Origin of the sequence: Rhizobium hidalgonense, from assembly GCF_005862185.2 — a bacterium.
Taxonomy (GTDB): Bacteria; Pseudomonadota; Alphaproteobacteria; order Rhizobiales; family Rhizobiaceae; genus Rhizobium; species Rhizobium hidalgonense.
In genome coordinates this window covers 123,232-138,164 of record NZ_CP054027.1, presented here as the reverse complement: position 1 = coordinate 138,164, position 14,933 = coordinate 123,232, and the positions used below count along the sequence as shown (strand labels likewise).

Sequence of the window (14,933 nt, the reverse complement as noted above, 5' to 3'; positions counted from 1 at the left end):
GACACGAAACGCACCGCTTTGCGTCAATCAACGGGCGGATAGGAATGCTCGTTGCCGCGGTAATCCGAGACGGAATAACATCCCTCACCCCTAGCCCGAACGGTGCTGCCGCTGACAACGGCCTTGCCGTGACCACCCGGAATATCAAGGATGTAGGTCGGCTGACACAGTCCGGAGATCCGCCCGTGCAACGCCGCGACGATCCTCTGTCCCTCCTCAATCGTCAATCTGAAATGGCCGGTGCCGGGCGCCAGATCCGGGTGATGCAGGTAATAGGGTTTGACGCGGATCTCGACGAAAGCCTTCATCAGTTCCGCAAGCACGTCGGGATCGTCGTTGACGCCTTTGAGCAGCACCGACTGACTGACCATGGCGATGCCGGCATCGACGAGACGGGCACAGGCCGCGCGCGCTTCCGCCGTCAATTCCCTGACATGGTTGGCGTGCAGCGCCACATAGACCGTCTTGCCGCTCGCCTTCAGCGCGGCGATCAACGCCGCATCGATCCTCTCAGGCTCGACGACGGGAACACGCGTGTGGAACCGCACGATCTTCACATGGGCGAATTCCGCCAGCGCCTCCATGATGTCGCGGAGCCGGCGCGGAGAGAGCACCAGCGGATCGCCGCCGGTGAGGATCACCTCCCAGATCTCTCCATGACCTTTGATATAGTCGAAGGCCGCCTGCATCGCCACCGCATCGAGCGTGCCGAGACCCTGCGGCCCGACCATTTCGCGCCGGAAGCAGAAGCGGCAATAGACCGGGCAGACATGCACAGCCTTCAGCAGCACACGATCGGGATAACGATGAACGATGCCTTCGACCGGGCTGTGGGCTTGATCGCCGATCGGATCGGCGCGTTCTTCTAGGGCGACCGTCAGTTCGGCGGCATCCGGCACGAATTGCCGTGCGATCGGATCATCGGGATCGGCGCGGTCGATCAGCCCGGTCATAACTGGCGTCAGGGCAATCGCGTAACGCGCGGCAACCGCCTCCAGCGCTATGCGATCGGCCGGCGCCACCAGCCCTGCCATGACCAGATCGTCGACGCTCTTGATCGGCTTGACGGCATTCATCTTCCATACTCCGCGACCGGCGCCCACAGCACTTGGTCGATACGCGATGCCCCCGTCGCCAGCATCACCAGCCGGTCGAAGCCGAGCGCGATGCCGCTGGCCTCGGGCATCAGCGACAGTGCGGCGAGGAAATCCTCGTCGAGTGGATAGGTCTCACCGTAGACCCGCGCCTTCTCGGCCATCTCGATCTCGAAGCGCCGCCGCTGTTCGCCAGCATTGGTCAGCTCGCCGAAGCCATTGGCAAGCTCGACGCCGCAGGCATAGAGCTCGAAACGTTCGGCAACCCGGGGGTCGCGTGCCGAAGGACGCGCAAGGGCGGCCTCCGAGACCGGATATTCGTCGAGAATGGTGATACGGCCGAAGCCGAGATGCGGCTCGATCATTTCGACCAGCACCCGGCTGAACAGATCGGCCCAGCCATCGTCCTCGGCGACACGCATGCCGACGCGCCGGAGCTCGGCGGCCAGATGATCGCGATCGGTCGAACCGTCGGCGGCAACGGAAGCAAGAAGGTCGATGCCGGCATGACGTTCGAAGGCTACGGCAACGCTGATCCGCTCCGGCCCGGCGAAGGGATCGCTCTCGCCGCCGCGATAGGCAAGCTTCTCGGTCTTTGCTGTTTCCGCCGCCAGCGCCAGGATCCGCACGCAATCCATCATCAGGCTCTCGTAGCTTTCGTCGGCGCGATACCATTCGAGCATGGTGAATTCGGGATGGTGCAGCGGCCCGCGTTCGCGATTGCGATAGACATGGGCAAAACAAGAGATGCGTTCCTCGCCGGCCGCAAGCAGCTTCTTGCAGGCGAATTCCGGCGAGGTGTGCAGGTAGAACGGCGCCCTTTGCCCATCCGTCGTCAGCGCTTCCGTGGCGAAGGCATGCAGATGCGCCTCGTTGCCGGGGGAGATCTGCAGCGCCGCCGTATCGACCTCGATGAAATCCTCGCCCGCGAAAAACCCGCGCAACGCCGCCTGGATCGCATTGCGCCCAATCAAGAACGGACGGCGATCGGCATGCACGGACGGGGTCCACCAGGGGGACGCTTTGGCCGAAGAGTTCATTCCAAGCTTTCTTCGCCGGAGAAGCCGGTATGGGGATGGCTATTTCCCGGATTTTAGGTTAGTTGCGCCCCAAAGAAAAATATTTCCGTCTTGGAGGTTCGACAGTCCTCTACGACGGTGAAAGCCGAGTTACAAGGAAGTCTTATGGTCAAGGTTATCGCCTCTTCGGTCCGCAAGGGCAACGTTCTCGACGTGGACGGCAAGCTCTACGTCGTTCTCACCGCCCAGAACTTTCACCCGGGCAAGGGCACGCCGGTCACCCAGGTCGACATGCGCCGCATCGTCGACGGCGTGAAGGTTTCCGAGCGCTGGCGCACCACCGAACAGGTCGAGCGCGCCTTCGTCGAAGACGTCTCCTTCCAGTTTCTCTATGAAGACGGCGAAGGCTTCCACTTCATGAACCCGGCGAGCTACGATCAGGTCGTCGTCGATGTCGACACGATGGGTGACGACAAGGCTTATCTGCAGGAAGGAATGTCCTGCATCCTTTCGATGCATGAAGGTATTGCGCTGGCGCTCCAACTGCCGCGCCACGTCACGCTTGAGATCACCGAGACCGAACCGGTCGTCAAGGGGCAGACGGCATCGTCTTCCTACAAGCCGGCCATGCTGTCGAATGGCGTGCGCACCATGGTGCCGCCGCACATCAATGCCGGCACCCGCGTCGTCATCGCGACGGAAGACAATTCCTACGTCGAGCGCGCCAAGGATTGATCCCTGGTTTCGGCTATCAAAAAGGCCGGCCGACGCCGGCCTTTTTTGTATCAAATCTCAGAGATGCGGATTGCGCGGCCGATATTTCCGCACCAACTTCTGATTGACCTCGGCAGCACCCGGCATGTTGGCGCTGAGATAGATCGGCGGATCACCGGCTTTGGAAAGCTCCGAGGCGACTTCGGCAAATATCGCATTGATGACCGTCACCCCGACCGCCGTCGAGACCGGTCCGACCCGAAACCCCGTGCCTTCGAGATCGAGAACGGCATCCCCCGGCGGCAGCCCGTTATCGAGCACCACATCGGCGACCTCGGCGAGCCGTCGACGGCCATTGGCGATCGCTGAGGAATAGGCGATCGAGGTGATGGCGATCACCTTTGCGCCGATTTCGCGCGCATAATCGGCGGCCTCGATCGGCGCCGCGTTCACGCCCGAATTGGAGGCAATGATAATGACGTCGCCCGGCTGTATGCCGTAACGCTCCAGCATCGGCCGCACCAGACCTTGTGTACGCTCATAGACCGAGCTGATGACCGCCCCCTCATGCAGCATCGCCGAGCCGACAAGCACCGGCACGGTGAAGGCGAGCCCGCCGGCGCGATAGTGAACCTCTTCCGCCAGCATATGCGAATGGCCGGTGCCGAAGACATAAACGCGCTTGTCGCCGCGGGCAGCATCGAGAATGACATCAGCTGCCTGCGCCATCGGCTCGGCAAGCACGTCCTTCAGCGTCTCCAGGCGGCCAATCAGATTGGCGAAGTAGGCATCCGTGATATCAGTCATCCCACGTCTCCTTGATGTCAGGTCGCCTCGCCGCCGAGCCAGGTGGCGGTGACGGCAAGCGCGTCGGTGAGATGCACCAGATCGGCGCGCGTGCCCGGCGAGAGATGGCCACGATCGGCGAGCCTGAGGAAACGGGCCGGATAAAGTGTCGCCATTCGCAGAGCCTCGGCGAGCGTCAGGTCCAGATAGGTGACGCCGTAACGGATCGCCGAGATCATGTCGATGTCGGAACCGGCGAGCGTGCCGTCTGAAAGCACCAGCTTCGAGCAGAAACTACCCCTTTCGCGCCGGACGGTGCGACCGTTCAGTGTGAACGAGTCCTTATCAGACCCGACGAGCGACATCGCATCGGTGACAAAGAACAGCTTGCCCTCGCCGCGCTTGGCGCGCAACGCCGTGCGCAAGGCCTTCGGATCGACGTGATGACCATCGGCAATGATGCCGCACCAGACCGAGGGATGATCGATCGCCGCGCCGACAAGACCGGGCGCCCGGTGCCCCATCTGGCTCATCGCGTTGAACAGATGCGTGACGCCACGTGCCCCGGCATCGAAACGCTCCTCCGCCGCCTCGCTCGAACAGTCGGAATGGCCGATGCTGATCGTGACGCCGGCCTCCGCAAGTTCCCGCACCTGGGCAACCGTTACCTGCTCGGCGGCAATAGTGACGAGCAGCGTGCCGATCGCCTCGCGCGCCAGGATGAAAGCCTTGACGTCCCGGTCCTCGACCGGCCGCATCAGTTCGGCCAGATGCGCGCCCTTGCGCGCGGGCGCCAGATGCGGGCCCTCCAGATGCAGGCCGGCCACGCCGCGGTCGACCTCGACCGCTTCCGACGCGGCCTCGATCGCGGCAATGGACGCCTCCGATGTATCGGTGATCAGCGTCGGCAGCAGCGAGGTCGTACCATAGGGCCGGTGGCCGCCGGCGATGAGTTCCATCGAAGCTGCTGATGGTTCGTCATTCAGCATCCGTCCGCCGCCGCCATTGACCTGCGCATCGATGAAACCGGCCGACAGAATGCCTCCGTCAAGCGTCACCGTCTCGCCGCCCGGCAGATCGTTTTTCCCAACGATCGCTTCGACGCGGTCGTCGGCAACGACGAGCGCCTTGTCGTCATGGAAGCGCTCGCCGTCGAAGATGCGGGCGCCGACGAAGATCTTGCGGGCCATCAGACCGTCTCCGTCACCTTGAGCAGGTTCGCCGGCTTGTCCGGATCGAAGCCCTTGCGGCGCGTCACCGACTCGATCAACCGATAATAGACGAGCAGCGATACCAGCGGATCGACCAAGCCGTTACCCGTCGTCGGCACGCGCAGATTGACGCCGGAGAGCGGCTGCGTGGAGAAACCGACGGTGGTGGCGCCGAGCTTCTGCAGACGTTCCAGCGCCTGGCCATTATTGGCGAAGGCCGCATCGTCGGGCGCGAAGGCGACGATCGGAAAGCCCGGCTGCACCAGGCGCATCGGACCATGCATCAGTTCCGCCAGCGAAAAGGCCTCGGCATGCAGGCCGGAGGTTTCCTTGGCCTTCAGCGCCGCTTCGAGCGCAATCGCGAAGGCCGGGCCGCGGCCGGCCGTATAGAGCGAAGTCGCATGGAAAAGCACGTCTTCGGCTGTCGCGGTGTCGATCCCGGCGGTTGCCGAAAGCGCTTCCGGCAGCTTGCCGAGCCCCGCCTGCAGGTCGGAGGCGCCACCGATCGCGGCTGTCACGCCGGACAGGGCGGCGACCGAGGCGATGAAGGATTTCGTCGCCGCCACGCTTTTTTCCGCGCCGGCATTCAGACCGAGAACGATATCGGCCTGTTTTGCCAACGGGCTGTCGGTGACGTTGACGACGGCGATCGTCGTCGCCCCGCCCTTCTTCGCGGCATCCTGCAGTGCGACGATATCTGGGCTGGCGCCCGATTGAGAGACGGTGAAATGCACGCCGCCCTTCAGATGCAGCGTGGCACCGTAGACGGAAGCAATCGACGGACCGACCGATGCGACCGGAACGCCGCAGCTGATCTCGAAGAGATATTTGAAGAAGGTGGCGGCATGGTCTGAGGAGCCGCGCGCCGCCGTCGTCACCACGTTCGGGCGGGAGGATGAAAACAGCCGGGCAATCTCGGCGAAGACCGGTTTTTCCTTTTCGAGAAGGGTGGCCACCACCTCCGCCGATTGGCCGGCTTCCTGCAGCATCAGCGACTGGTTCTCACTCATAGGTCATCTCCGATTCTCAATTCTGCAACGAAATCATAGGCATCGCCTCGATAGTGCGAGCGGGTGTATTCGACGACGCGCTGGTCTTCCAGGCGCGAGACGCGCTCGATCAGCAGCGCCGGCGCACCCGATGTAACGTTTAGGATCGCCGCCGAGGACGGGTCCAGCGTGACCGCCGTAAGCCGCTGTAGCGCGCGCACCGGCCGGTGGCCGCTGGCCGTCAGCGCATCATAGAGCGATCCCTCGCCACCGGCATCATCGCCCAAGAACTTGATCGGCACCACGGCGCGTTCGATCGCCAGCGGCAGGCCATCGGCGAGGCGCAACCGGTCGAGCCTGAGCACCGGTTCGTCGCCCCCGAGGCCGAGCAGGAAGGATTCCTCCGGTGACGGGGTATTGACCGCCCGCGACAATATCCGTGCAGCCGGCAGGCGCCCGCGCGAGCGCATGTCGGCGGAGAAGGAGGAGAGCCGCCAGAGCGACTGCTCCATGCGCTCCACCCTGCTCGATACGAAAGTACCGCTTCCATGGCGCGATTCCAGCGCACCCGACGCCATCAGATCGCGGTAGGCGGTGCGCACGGTAACACGGCCGAGCTTCAGAGCCTCGGCGAGGTCGCGTTCTCCCGGCAGCGCCGTGCCGGGCTTCAGCAGGCCTTCCTGGATGAGGCCGGTCAACGCCTGCGCCAGCCGCTTGTAAAGCGGGCCGGTCAACGCCTCGTCACGCAGGCCGCGGCTGCTCAGCTCCGCTATCAGACTGGTTCTATCCATGGGAGAGTAATAGAACCTATCTAGAACCAATCGGCAAGGCGGAATCGCACACCGGCAAGAAAAAACCTCCCCGAGGACCGGAGAGGTTCATGGAGATCAAATTTGACAGCCGTGAGTCCACGGCGCCGCGCGCCTGAAAGGACGTCAGCTCTTGGTGAAGATATAGTCCGTCTCCTGGCGCAGCACTTCGCCGGGGCGCAGCACCGCATTCGGGAAACCTTGATGATTGATGGCATCCGGCCAGACCTGCGTCTCCAGGCAGAAGCCGGCGAAGGGACCGTATTTACGCCCGCCGAGCCCGGGCGCCCCGGTATTGAGCTTGAAACCGGCATAGAACTGCACACCCGGCTCGGTGCTGCGCACCTCCAGCGACACACCCGAATAGAGGCTGCGGGCAAGCGCGACGCTTCGCTTGGCGGTGCGCTCGGGAGACAGGCAGAAATTATGGTCATACAAAGCTTGTTCACTGCCGACGAAACGCTTCATCGGCGCCATCTCGCGGAAATCGAACTCCGTGCCCTCGACGGAACGGATCTCGCCGGTCGGCACCTGCCTTTCATCGGTCGGCAGATAGTGGTCGGCAGCAATCATGATGTCGTGGCCAAGCGCATCTTCGCGGCCATCGAGATTGAAATAGGCGTGCTGGCAGACATTGGCGAGGGTCGGCTGGTCACTGGTCGATTCATAGGTCACCGACAGTTCGCCGTTGCCGTGCACCCAAAACGTTGCCTGGATGGTGCAATTGCCGGGATAGCCGGCGCGGCCATCGGGATCGACGATCTTCAGCACCACGCGGTCGACATCATGCTCGACGACCGTCCAGTTGCGTTTGGCGATATTATCGCTGCCGCCATGGAGATGCGTGACGCCATTTTCGTTCGGCTCCAGCTGGTAGTCCTTGCCGTCGAGCGTGAATTTGCCGCCACCGACGCGGTTGGCGCAGCGGCCGGGCGTCGCGCCGAAATAGGCCGAATAGAGCGGGTAGCTGTCGAAATCCTCAAAGCCGAGCTGCAGCGGCGCCTCATGCCCTTCCAGGCGCAAATCCTGGATGACCGCGCCCCAGGTGATGATCTTGGCCGTCAGCCCGCCGCCCTTGATAACGACACGATAGACGGTCTCGCCCGCCTTGGTCTGCCCGAAAACTTCCCGCTCCAACTTATCCGACATGATCGACCGTCCGTTCTTTTCCAGGGATTTAGGAGCGGAACCTGCCCGCATTTGTTCCAAACCGCAACCGGTCGGAGGAGAAAGAAATGCCGCAGCGGCGATGCCGCGGCATTCGCTCGGTCACGTTCAGAGATCCGTGCCGATCTCCTCCACATCAAAGGGCGTCGTTTGATAGATTTCGTTGATCCAGTTGCCGAACAAAAGATGCGCGTGGCTGCGCCAGCGGTTCTGCGGCGCAAGCGCCGGATCATTATGCGGGAAATAGTTGTGCGGCATCTTGATCGGCACGCCGGTATTGACGTCGCGGAAATATTCGTCGGACAGCGAGGTGGAATCATATTCGACGTGGTTGAACATATAGAGCCGCCGGCCCCGCTTCTCGTGCACGAGGCAGACGCCCATCTCGCTGGATTCCATCAGGATTTCCAGGCTGTCGGATTTCTCGATATCGGCGCGGCGCACCTCGGTCCAGCGCGACACCGGCACCTCGAAATTGTCGGAAAAGCCGTTGAGATAGATGGAGGAAGGTTTCAGGTTGCGGTGGCGGTAAACGCCGAAGGCCTTCTCTTTCAGCTCGTATTTCGGAACGCCGTGGAAATGATAGATCGCCGCCATCGCGCCCCAGCAGACGTTCATCGTCGAATGCACATTCGTTTCCGTCCAGTCGAGAATCTCCCGCATCTCCGGCCAATAGGTAACGTCCTCATAGGGCAAAAGCTCGATCGGCGCCCCGGTGATGATGAAGCCGTCGAATTTGCGATGCTTCACCTCCTCCCAGGTCTGGTAGAAGGCAAGAAGGTGATCCTCGGAGGTGTTCTTCGCCTTGTGGCCGCCGATGCGGATCAGCGACAGCTCGACCTGGAGCGGCGAGGCGCCGACGAGGCGGGCCATCTGCAATTCGGTCTTGATCTTGTTCGGCATCAAGTTGAGCAGCCCGATCTGCAGCGGACGGATATCCTGACGGATCGCCAGCGTCTCGGTCATCACCCGCACACCCTCTTGAACGAGAGTTTCAAAGGCGGGCAGCGTATCAGGGATCTTGATGGGCATTGCGGTCACTCGATCAAAAAAGCAAAAAACCGGCGGCGAAAAAAATCGCTACCGGTCCGCACGCGGCCCTTTAGCAACTTTTTTAACGTGGCTGCAAGCCGGCCGGCCAAATCACCACGAAACGCTTCATTAGACCCAGTCGAGCCGCGAATCAACTGCCGAATGCATGCGGTAGCGTCCCATGCAAGCATCATCACAGTTTAATGACTGATAGAATCTGTTGATAGACCGGTAACGCCACCATGTTAATAATGGTAAGCATGGGCGATGTTGGAAAAGCGTGATGGCAGATAAGACCGAGGGGAGGCCGGGCATCCGAAGGCAGGATGGAGTAGGGTATGATCTCACCCTGACTTACCGCCTCGGAGTGATGTTCTCAGCATTCTGGAATTCGGACGTGCGTGGCAAGGTGCTGTTTCTGGCGACCGTGCTGATCGTAGTCATCCTGGCGACGGCTTATGGCCAGGTCATCCTCAACGAGTGGAACGCCCCCTTCTACGATTCGCTGGAGCGCCGCGACCTCGGTGAATTCTTCCATCAGCTTGAAATCTTCGCGATGATCGCCGGTACGCTGCTGCTGCTCAACGTGCTGCAGGCTTGGCTGAACCAGATGACGGCGCTTTATATGCGTGAAGGCCTGTCGCGCGATCTCGTCGATCAGTGGCTGAAGCGCAAACGGGCGCTACGGCTCGCCTCCAGCGGCCTGATCGGCGTCAATCCGGACCAGCGCCTGCACGAGGATTCCCGCAACCTTGCCGAAAGCACGACAGGGCTCGTTCTCGGCCTGTTGCAGGCGACCATTCTTCTCGTAAGCTTCATCGGCGTGCTCTGGGAGCTTTCCAGCGGCTTCATCTTCCACATCAGCGGCCACAGCTTCTCCATTCCAGGCTATATGGTCTGGGCGGCGATGTTCTACGCCGCCTCCGCCTCGGTGCTGAGCCAGGTCGTCGGCCGCAAACTGGTGAAGCTCAACGCCGACCGCTTTTCGAAGGAGGCCGAGCTTCGCTTCACCCTGATGCACGCCAACGAGAACATGCCGGCGATCACCGTTGCCCGCGGCGAGGAAAACGAGCGCCGGCGCATCAACACCGACATCAGCTCGGTGCTGAGGGTCGTCAAGCGGCTCGCCATGGCCAACACCAACCTCACCTGGGTTTCGGCCGGCTACGGCTGGCTAGTGATCGTCATTCCGATCATCGTCGCCGCGCCGGCCTATTTCTCCGGCGGCCTCACCCTCGGTCAGCTGATGATGTCGGTCGGCGCCTTCAACCAGGTCAATACGGCGCTGCGCTGGTACGTTGCCAATTTCGGCCCGATCGCCGAATGGCGCGCCACGCTGATGCGCGTCACCGATTTCCGCCAGGCGCTGGTCGACATGGAGGAGGATTACGACCTCAAGGACAGTATTGCCTACGAAGCCACCGCGCCGGACACGCTGACGCTGAAAGATATCGTCATCGTCGCCAAGATCGGTGAAGAGATCGACGAATGCGGCGGATTCCGCCTGCGCGAAACCGATGTCGTGATCAAGGCCGGCGAAAAGATCATGATCAACGGCGATCATAGCGTCAACCGCAAGCTGCTGTTCCAGGCGATGGCCGGCCTCTGGCCGTGCGGCAGCGGCACGATGGGCCTGCCGCCGATCGACGACATGCTGTTCGTTCCACAGGTAGCCTATGTCCCCGGCGGCTCGCTGCGCGAGGCCCTGGCCTTTCCCGAAAGCCCCGACGCCTATGGGAAGGCGGCCGTCGAGGCAGCCCTCGAGAAGGCCGGCCTGCATTCACTGATCGCACGGCTCGATACCCGCGCCCGCTGGGACAAGCTGCTCGACAGTGATGAACAGAAGGCGATCGGCTTTGCCCGCCTGCTCCTCGTGCGTCCGCGCTGGATCGTCTTCGACGAAGTGCTGGAAGGCATGGAGCCGGAATGGCAGGAAACGATGGCCAAACTTCTGACCACCATGCCCGAAGCCGGCATGATCTATATCGGCCGCTCCGAGGCCTATCTTGAGGCGCTGCATCCACGTGTGCTGCATCTGCAGGCGCTGCCGTCAAAATCCGAGGAGCCGCAGCAGCAGCAACAAGTCGCCCAGACCGGCGTCAGTGCCGGTACGGGCACTGCCGCCGTGCCCACGCCGGCGCTCTAAGCCAATTACATAGGCGGCACAATGCCGTCGAGGCCGACGGCCACCTGGCTGGCCGTGATGCTGCCGTCCGCCGCCTTCTCGCCGGTGACGATGACGCCGGCGCCGGACTTCAGATCATCCTTGGTCGCCGGCGCCAAGGTCACAATCGGGGTCGCATCGGCGATGGTGATGGTCTTTTCCTTGCCCTGATAGGTCAAAGTGATCGTGTGGCCGTTGACGGATTTGACGGCATTGCTGACGGTGGCGTTGGTCATCTGGCTATTCGGCTGCGCATCCCAGGGGCGGTTGCCCTCGCCGGTCCCCTTCATCGACGCCGGAAAGATCAGCACCTCGATCGCGCCATCCGGACCGGTGCCTTTCGGGAGCGAAGCGACGCCGACGAAATCGCCCGGCTTGATATCCTCGACCAAGGCTTTCTTGATGCCGCCGACCTTCCAGCCGGCTTTTAACGTGATCGTCGCATCGCTGCCTTCGCGTGTTTTGACGACGAGTTGATCGCCGCTGAGGCTCTCGATGGCGCCGCGAACCCGAATGCGGTTCCCATCCTGCGCCTCTGCGGTCTGCGATAGGGCAAGCGCAACAAGGCCGCCGGCGGCAATTGCCGTGAGAATTCTGGAATGAGACTTGCGAGACATATGACTTTTCCTTGTCGCCATTGCGGTCGGCAATATCCCTACAGCGCCGCGCGTCTTTTCAGACGCGCAAAGGACGCTGTAACACTTGGATTTGCTGCCGGACGACACCCTATGCCGCGCGGCGATACACTGGCGAATCAAGGAAAGGTGAGGCGACAAGTTGGGAAGCCTCAGCCTTCCAACGCTTCCCGCAGCATTTCGAGCTCCAGCCACTCCTCTTCCATCTTGGTCAGGCTGGCGCGCAGCTTCTCCATCTCGCTGGCAAGCCGGTTAAAGGCGGCGGGATCGCGCGTAAAAAGATTGGGATCGGCCATCAGCTGTTCCCGTTTGGCGATCTCGGCTTCGGCTTTTGCCATTTCCTTCGGCAGATTATCCAACGCGAATTTCTGCTTGAAGGAGAGCTTGCTCTTCGAGCTTGTCCCGGAAGGTGCTGCCTCTTGGGCCTTCGGCTTCTCCGCCGCTTTCTCGGCTCTCTTGCGCTCCTCGAGCGCGCCCTTGCGCTGCGCCAACATATCGGAGTAGCCGCCGGCATATTCGATCCAGCGTCCGTCAGGTGCATCCGGCGTGGCGGGCGCGATCGTCGAGGTCACGGTGCGGTCGAGGAAATCGCGGTCGTGGCTGACGAGAATGACGGTGCCGGGAAAACCGGCGACGATTTCCTGCAGCAGGTCGAGCGTCTCGATATCGAGATCGTTTGTGGGTTCATCGAGGATCAACAGGTTGGTCGGACGGGAAAGAATACGCGCCAGCATCAGCCGGGCGCGCTCGCCGCCGGAGAGGCTTCTGATCGGCGTGCGCGCCTGTTCCGGCTGAAACAGGAACTCCTTCATGTAGCCGGTGACATGGCGCTGTTCACCGTTGACGAGCAGGTTTTCGCCGCGCCCATCCGTCAGATAATTGGCGAGCGTATCCTCGGGATCGAGATCCTCGCGCTTCTGGTCGAGTGTTGCGATCTCCAGATTGGTGCCGAGCTTGATCGTGCCGCTATCCGGCGAAAGCTGCCCGGTCAACATTTTCAACAGCGTCGTCTTGCCGGCGCCGTTCGGTCCGACCAGACCGATGCAGTCGCCGCGATGCACACGGATCGAAAACGGTGTGACGATGGCCCTCTCGCCGAAGCTCTTGGTGATCTTGTCGGCTTCGATCACCAGCTTGCCGGATTCCTGCGCGTCCGCAGCCGTCGCCTGCACCGTGCCTTGCGGTCCCTTGTGACCGCGATATTGCGAGCGCATCGTCTGCAGCTCGCCGAGGCGGCGCATGTTGCGCTTGCGCCGCGCCGTGACGCCGTAGCGCAGCCAGTGCTCCTCGCGCTCGATCGCCTTGCCGAGTTTGTGCTGTTCCAGTTCTTCGGCCTCCAGCACTTGGTCGCGCCAGGCCTCGAAATGCGAAAAGCCCCTGTCGAGCCGGCGCGAGGTGCCGCGGTCGAGCCAGACTGTTGCCGTCGAGACCTTTTCGAGGAAGCGCCGGTCGTGCGAGATCAGCACCAGGGCGCTGCGCGTCTTCTGCAACTCGCCTTCCAGCCATTCGATGGTGGGAAGGTCGAGATGGTTGGTCGGCTCGTCGAGAAGGAGAATGTCGGGCTCCGGCGCCAGCACGCGGGCAAGCGCGGCCCGGCGCGATTCGCCGCCGGACAGCATCCTCGGATCCTCCTCGCCGGTCAGTCCGAGATGGGAGAGCAGATAGCTGACGCGATAGGGATCGTCGCCCGGCCCGAGACCGGCCTCGGCATAGGCCTGGACGGTGTTGAAGCCGGCAAAATCCGGCGCCTGTTCGAGATAACGCACCGTCGAGGACGGATGACGGAAGACCTCGCCGGACTGCGCCTCGACCAGGCCGGCAGCGATCTTCAAGAGCGTCGATTTTCCCGAGCCGTTGCGCCCGACGAGACAGATTTTGTCACCGGGCTCGATCTGCAGGCTGGCGCCCGCCAGAAGCGGTGCGCCGCCGAAGCTCAGAAAGATATCGTCGAGTTTCAGGATGGGAGGGGCCAAAAATCAGACTCCGGAAAGATCATAGGGCCGGGCGAGCACGATCGCTCGGCCGCTGGCCAGCGAAAAGCGAACCTTGCCTTCCGCGACATTGGAAATGGTGCGCGACGAGCCGAAAGGCAGATGGAAATCGGCCAGCGGATAACGCGCATTGTCGATGCAAAGCCCGATGAGATCGCTGAACCCGAGCACGGAAAACAGGCTGCCCTTGGGAAGATCCAGCTCGATCGTACCGGCAAGCAGTGGCACTGCCTCCTCCTTGCCCGAGGTCAGCAGCAGATCGAAACCCTGTTCCGCCAGACCGACGGCCGACAGCAGATGCTGAAGCGCGTGGTCCGAGCGCTCGCCGCCAAGCGCACCGGCAAGGATCAGCCGCCGCGCACCCCGCGCGATCGCTTCCGACACGGCGATTTCGCCGTCCGTCGCCGCCTTTGCTGCCGGGTAGGGCTGTCTCGGCACATCGGGAAAGGCGCCTTCGAGATCGGCCGGGGTCGAATCGAAATCGCCGACCCAGAGCTCCGGCGTAATACCGAGTGCCAGGGCATGCCGCATACCACCATCGGCCGCGATGAAACGGCTGCCGCCGACGGCTTGGCGCAGGCGCTCGGTCAGGCTGAGTTCGCCGCCAAGGAGAATGGTGCAGGTGGATTGGCTCATGGGCATTGCCCTTAGCGCAAACGAGGGGTCGAGGGGAAGGGGCGCGGCTGGATCGGCCCCATTTGCCATCGAGCGCAGCGCATCCAACAGGATGCGCCCAGAGCGCTCGCTCAGGTGAAAATGAGGCTAGCCCGGCGTGTCCTTGTCACGCGATTGGAAGACCGCCTCGTACCCGCCGATGAAACGCTCGAACAATATAGCGAAGCGATCGACATCCTCCTCAGGCCAGTCGGAGACGATCTCGGAGATGATCGCGAGTTTCTGCGCGACGATCTCGGCAAGCAGACCCTGGCCGACCTCGGTGATGACGACGACAATCCGCCGCGCATCGGCCTGCGAAGCCTCGCGGCGCAGCACGTTACGCCCGACCATGTCGGCCACCACCCGGCTTGCCCGTGACGGATCGATGCGCAGCATCTCGGCGATCATGCCGACCGTGACTTCGCTGTCAGGCTGTGCCCTGCGCACGGCATCGAGCACATCGAGATGCGAAAGTTCAAGGCCCGGTGCAGCACTCTGGATCGCCAGCCGGCCGATCAACCGCCGCCCGGTCATCAGTCGCATGCGCCCCATGCTGCGGCCGATGCGAGGCACGCTTTCGTCGTCCGGCTCGGCCGGGTTCTTGGAGAGGATCCTGTTCAGGGCTTCATTCATGACAGCACCATAACAGAGCGGAATCGCAAATT

14 protein-coding genes and 1 riboswitch are annotated in these 14,933 nt (G+C 62.4%); of the genes, 2 read left to right on the top strand and 12 right to left on the bottom strand.

Going from position 1 to position 14,933, the window contains the following annotated elements:
- Positions 1-23: 23 nt before the first annotated feature.
- Both FFM81_RS00600 and epmA read right to left on the bottom strand, forming a co-directional pair.
- Positions 24-1,076, bottom strand: coding sequence for a lysine-2,3-aminomutase-like protein (locus FFM81_RS00600; protein ID WP_138385272.1), 1,053 nt, complete (start codon positions 1,074-1,076; stop codon positions 24-26).
- Complete coding sequence (gene epmA, locus FFM81_RS00595; protein ID WP_003567520.1) at positions 1,073-2,134, bottom strand: EF-P lysine aminoacylase EpmA; 1,062 nt, start codon at positions 2,132-2,134, stop codon at positions 1,073-1,075. Before epmA ends, FFM81_RS00600 begins: the two co-directional genes overlap by 4 nt.
- Positions 2,135-2,278: 144 nt before the next feature.
- Here epmA and efp point away from each other — a divergent pair, with 144 nt between their 5' ends.
- On the top strand, positions 2,279-2,848 hold the full coding sequence (efp, locus tag FFM81_RS00590; RefSeq protein WP_003567522.1) for an elongation factor P: 570 nt from the start codon (positions 2,279-2,281) through the stop codon (positions 2,846-2,848).
- 57 nt (positions 2,849-2,905) lie between these two features.
- Here the strand turns inward: efp and FFM81_RS00585 are convergent, their stop codons facing one another.
- From FFM81_RS00585 to metA, 6 genes are all read right to left on the bottom strand, one after another.
- A complete protein-coding gene (locus FFM81_RS00585) occupies positions 2,906-3,634 on the bottom strand; it encodes an SIS domain-containing protein (protein ID WP_003567524.1) in 729 nt (242 codons plus the stop codon).
- Positions 3,635-3,651: 17 nt separating this feature from the next.
- Positions 3,652-4,803: an N-acetylglucosamine-6-phosphate deacetylase gene (gene nagA, locus FFM81_RS00580; protein WP_003567526.1), complete on the bottom strand. Its 1,152-nt coding sequence runs from the start codon at positions 4,801-4,803 to the stop codon at positions 3,652-3,654.
- Positions 4,803-5,834 (bottom strand): SIS domain-containing protein, encoded by a 1,032-nt coding sequence (locus FFM81_RS00575; RefSeq protein ID WP_138385273.1) that lies wholly within the window; start codon positions 5,832-5,834, stop codon positions 4,803-4,805. The genes nagA and FFM81_RS00575 overlap by 1 nt, the downstream gene beginning before the upstream one ends.
- A complete protein-coding gene (locus FFM81_RS00570; protein WP_003567530.1) occupies positions 5,831-6,604 on the bottom strand; it encodes a GntR family transcriptional regulator in 774 nt (257 codons plus the stop codon). The genes FFM81_RS00575 and FFM81_RS00570 overlap by 4 nt, the downstream gene beginning before the upstream one ends.
- Before the next feature lie 144 nt (positions 6,605-6,748).
- Positions 6,749-7,771 carry an aldose epimerase family protein gene (locus FFM81_RS00565; protein WP_003567532.1) on the bottom strand — a complete coding sequence of 341 codons (1,023 nt, stop codon included), beginning with the start codon at positions 7,769-7,771 and terminating at the stop codon, positions 6,749-6,751.
- 126 nt (positions 7,772-7,897) lie between these two features.
- A complete protein-coding gene (gene metA / locus FFM81_RS00560) occupies positions 7,898-8,821 on the bottom strand; it encodes a homoserine O-acetyltransferase MetA (protein WP_003567534.1) in 924 nt (307 codons plus the stop codon).
- 50 nt (positions 8,822-8,871) lie between these two features.
- A riboswitch (SAM riboswitch) is annotated at positions 8,872-8,949 on the bottom strand.
- Positions 8,950-9,104: 155 nt separating this feature from the next.
- On the opposite strand from metA, the gene FFM81_RS00555 reads away from it, so the two are divergent.
- A complete protein-coding gene (locus FFM81_RS00555; protein ID WP_003567535.1) occupies positions 9,105-10,967 on the top strand; it encodes an ABC transporter ATP-binding protein/permease in 1,863 nt (620 codons plus the stop codon).
- A 5-nt stretch (positions 10,968-10,972) separates the two neighbouring features.
- Here FFM81_RS00555 and FFM81_RS00550 read toward each other — a convergent pair whose 3' ends face one another.
- The 4 genes from FFM81_RS00550 to FFM81_RS00535 all read right to left on the bottom strand — a co-directional run bounded on the left by FFM81_RS00550 (position 10,973) and on the right by FFM81_RS00535 (position 14,901).
- Complete coding sequence (locus FFM81_RS00550; protein WP_003567537.1) at positions 10,973-11,602, bottom strand: DUF5666 domain-containing protein; 630 nt, start codon at positions 11,600-11,602, stop codon at positions 10,973-10,975.
- A 170-nt stretch (positions 11,603-11,772) separates the two neighbouring features.
- Positions 11,773-13,593 carry an ABC-F family ATP-binding cassette domain-containing protein gene (locus tag FFM81_RS00545; protein WP_003567539.1) on the bottom strand — a complete coding sequence of 607 codons (1,821 nt, stop codon included), beginning with the start codon at positions 13,591-13,593 and terminating at the stop codon, positions 11,773-11,775.
- Positions 13,594-13,596: 3 nt separating this feature from the next.
- On the bottom strand, positions 13,597-14,253 hold the full coding sequence (locus FFM81_RS00540) for a thiamine diphosphokinase (RefSeq protein WP_172643024.1): 657 nt from the start codon (positions 14,251-14,253) through the stop codon (positions 13,597-13,599).
- 120 nt (positions 14,254-14,373) lie between these two features.
- Positions 14,374-14,901, bottom strand: coding sequence for a MarR family winged helix-turn-helix transcriptional regulator (locus FFM81_RS00535; protein WP_003567543.1), 528 nt, complete (start codon positions 14,899-14,901; stop codon positions 14,374-14,376).
- Positions 14,902-14,933: the final 32 nt, after the last annotated feature.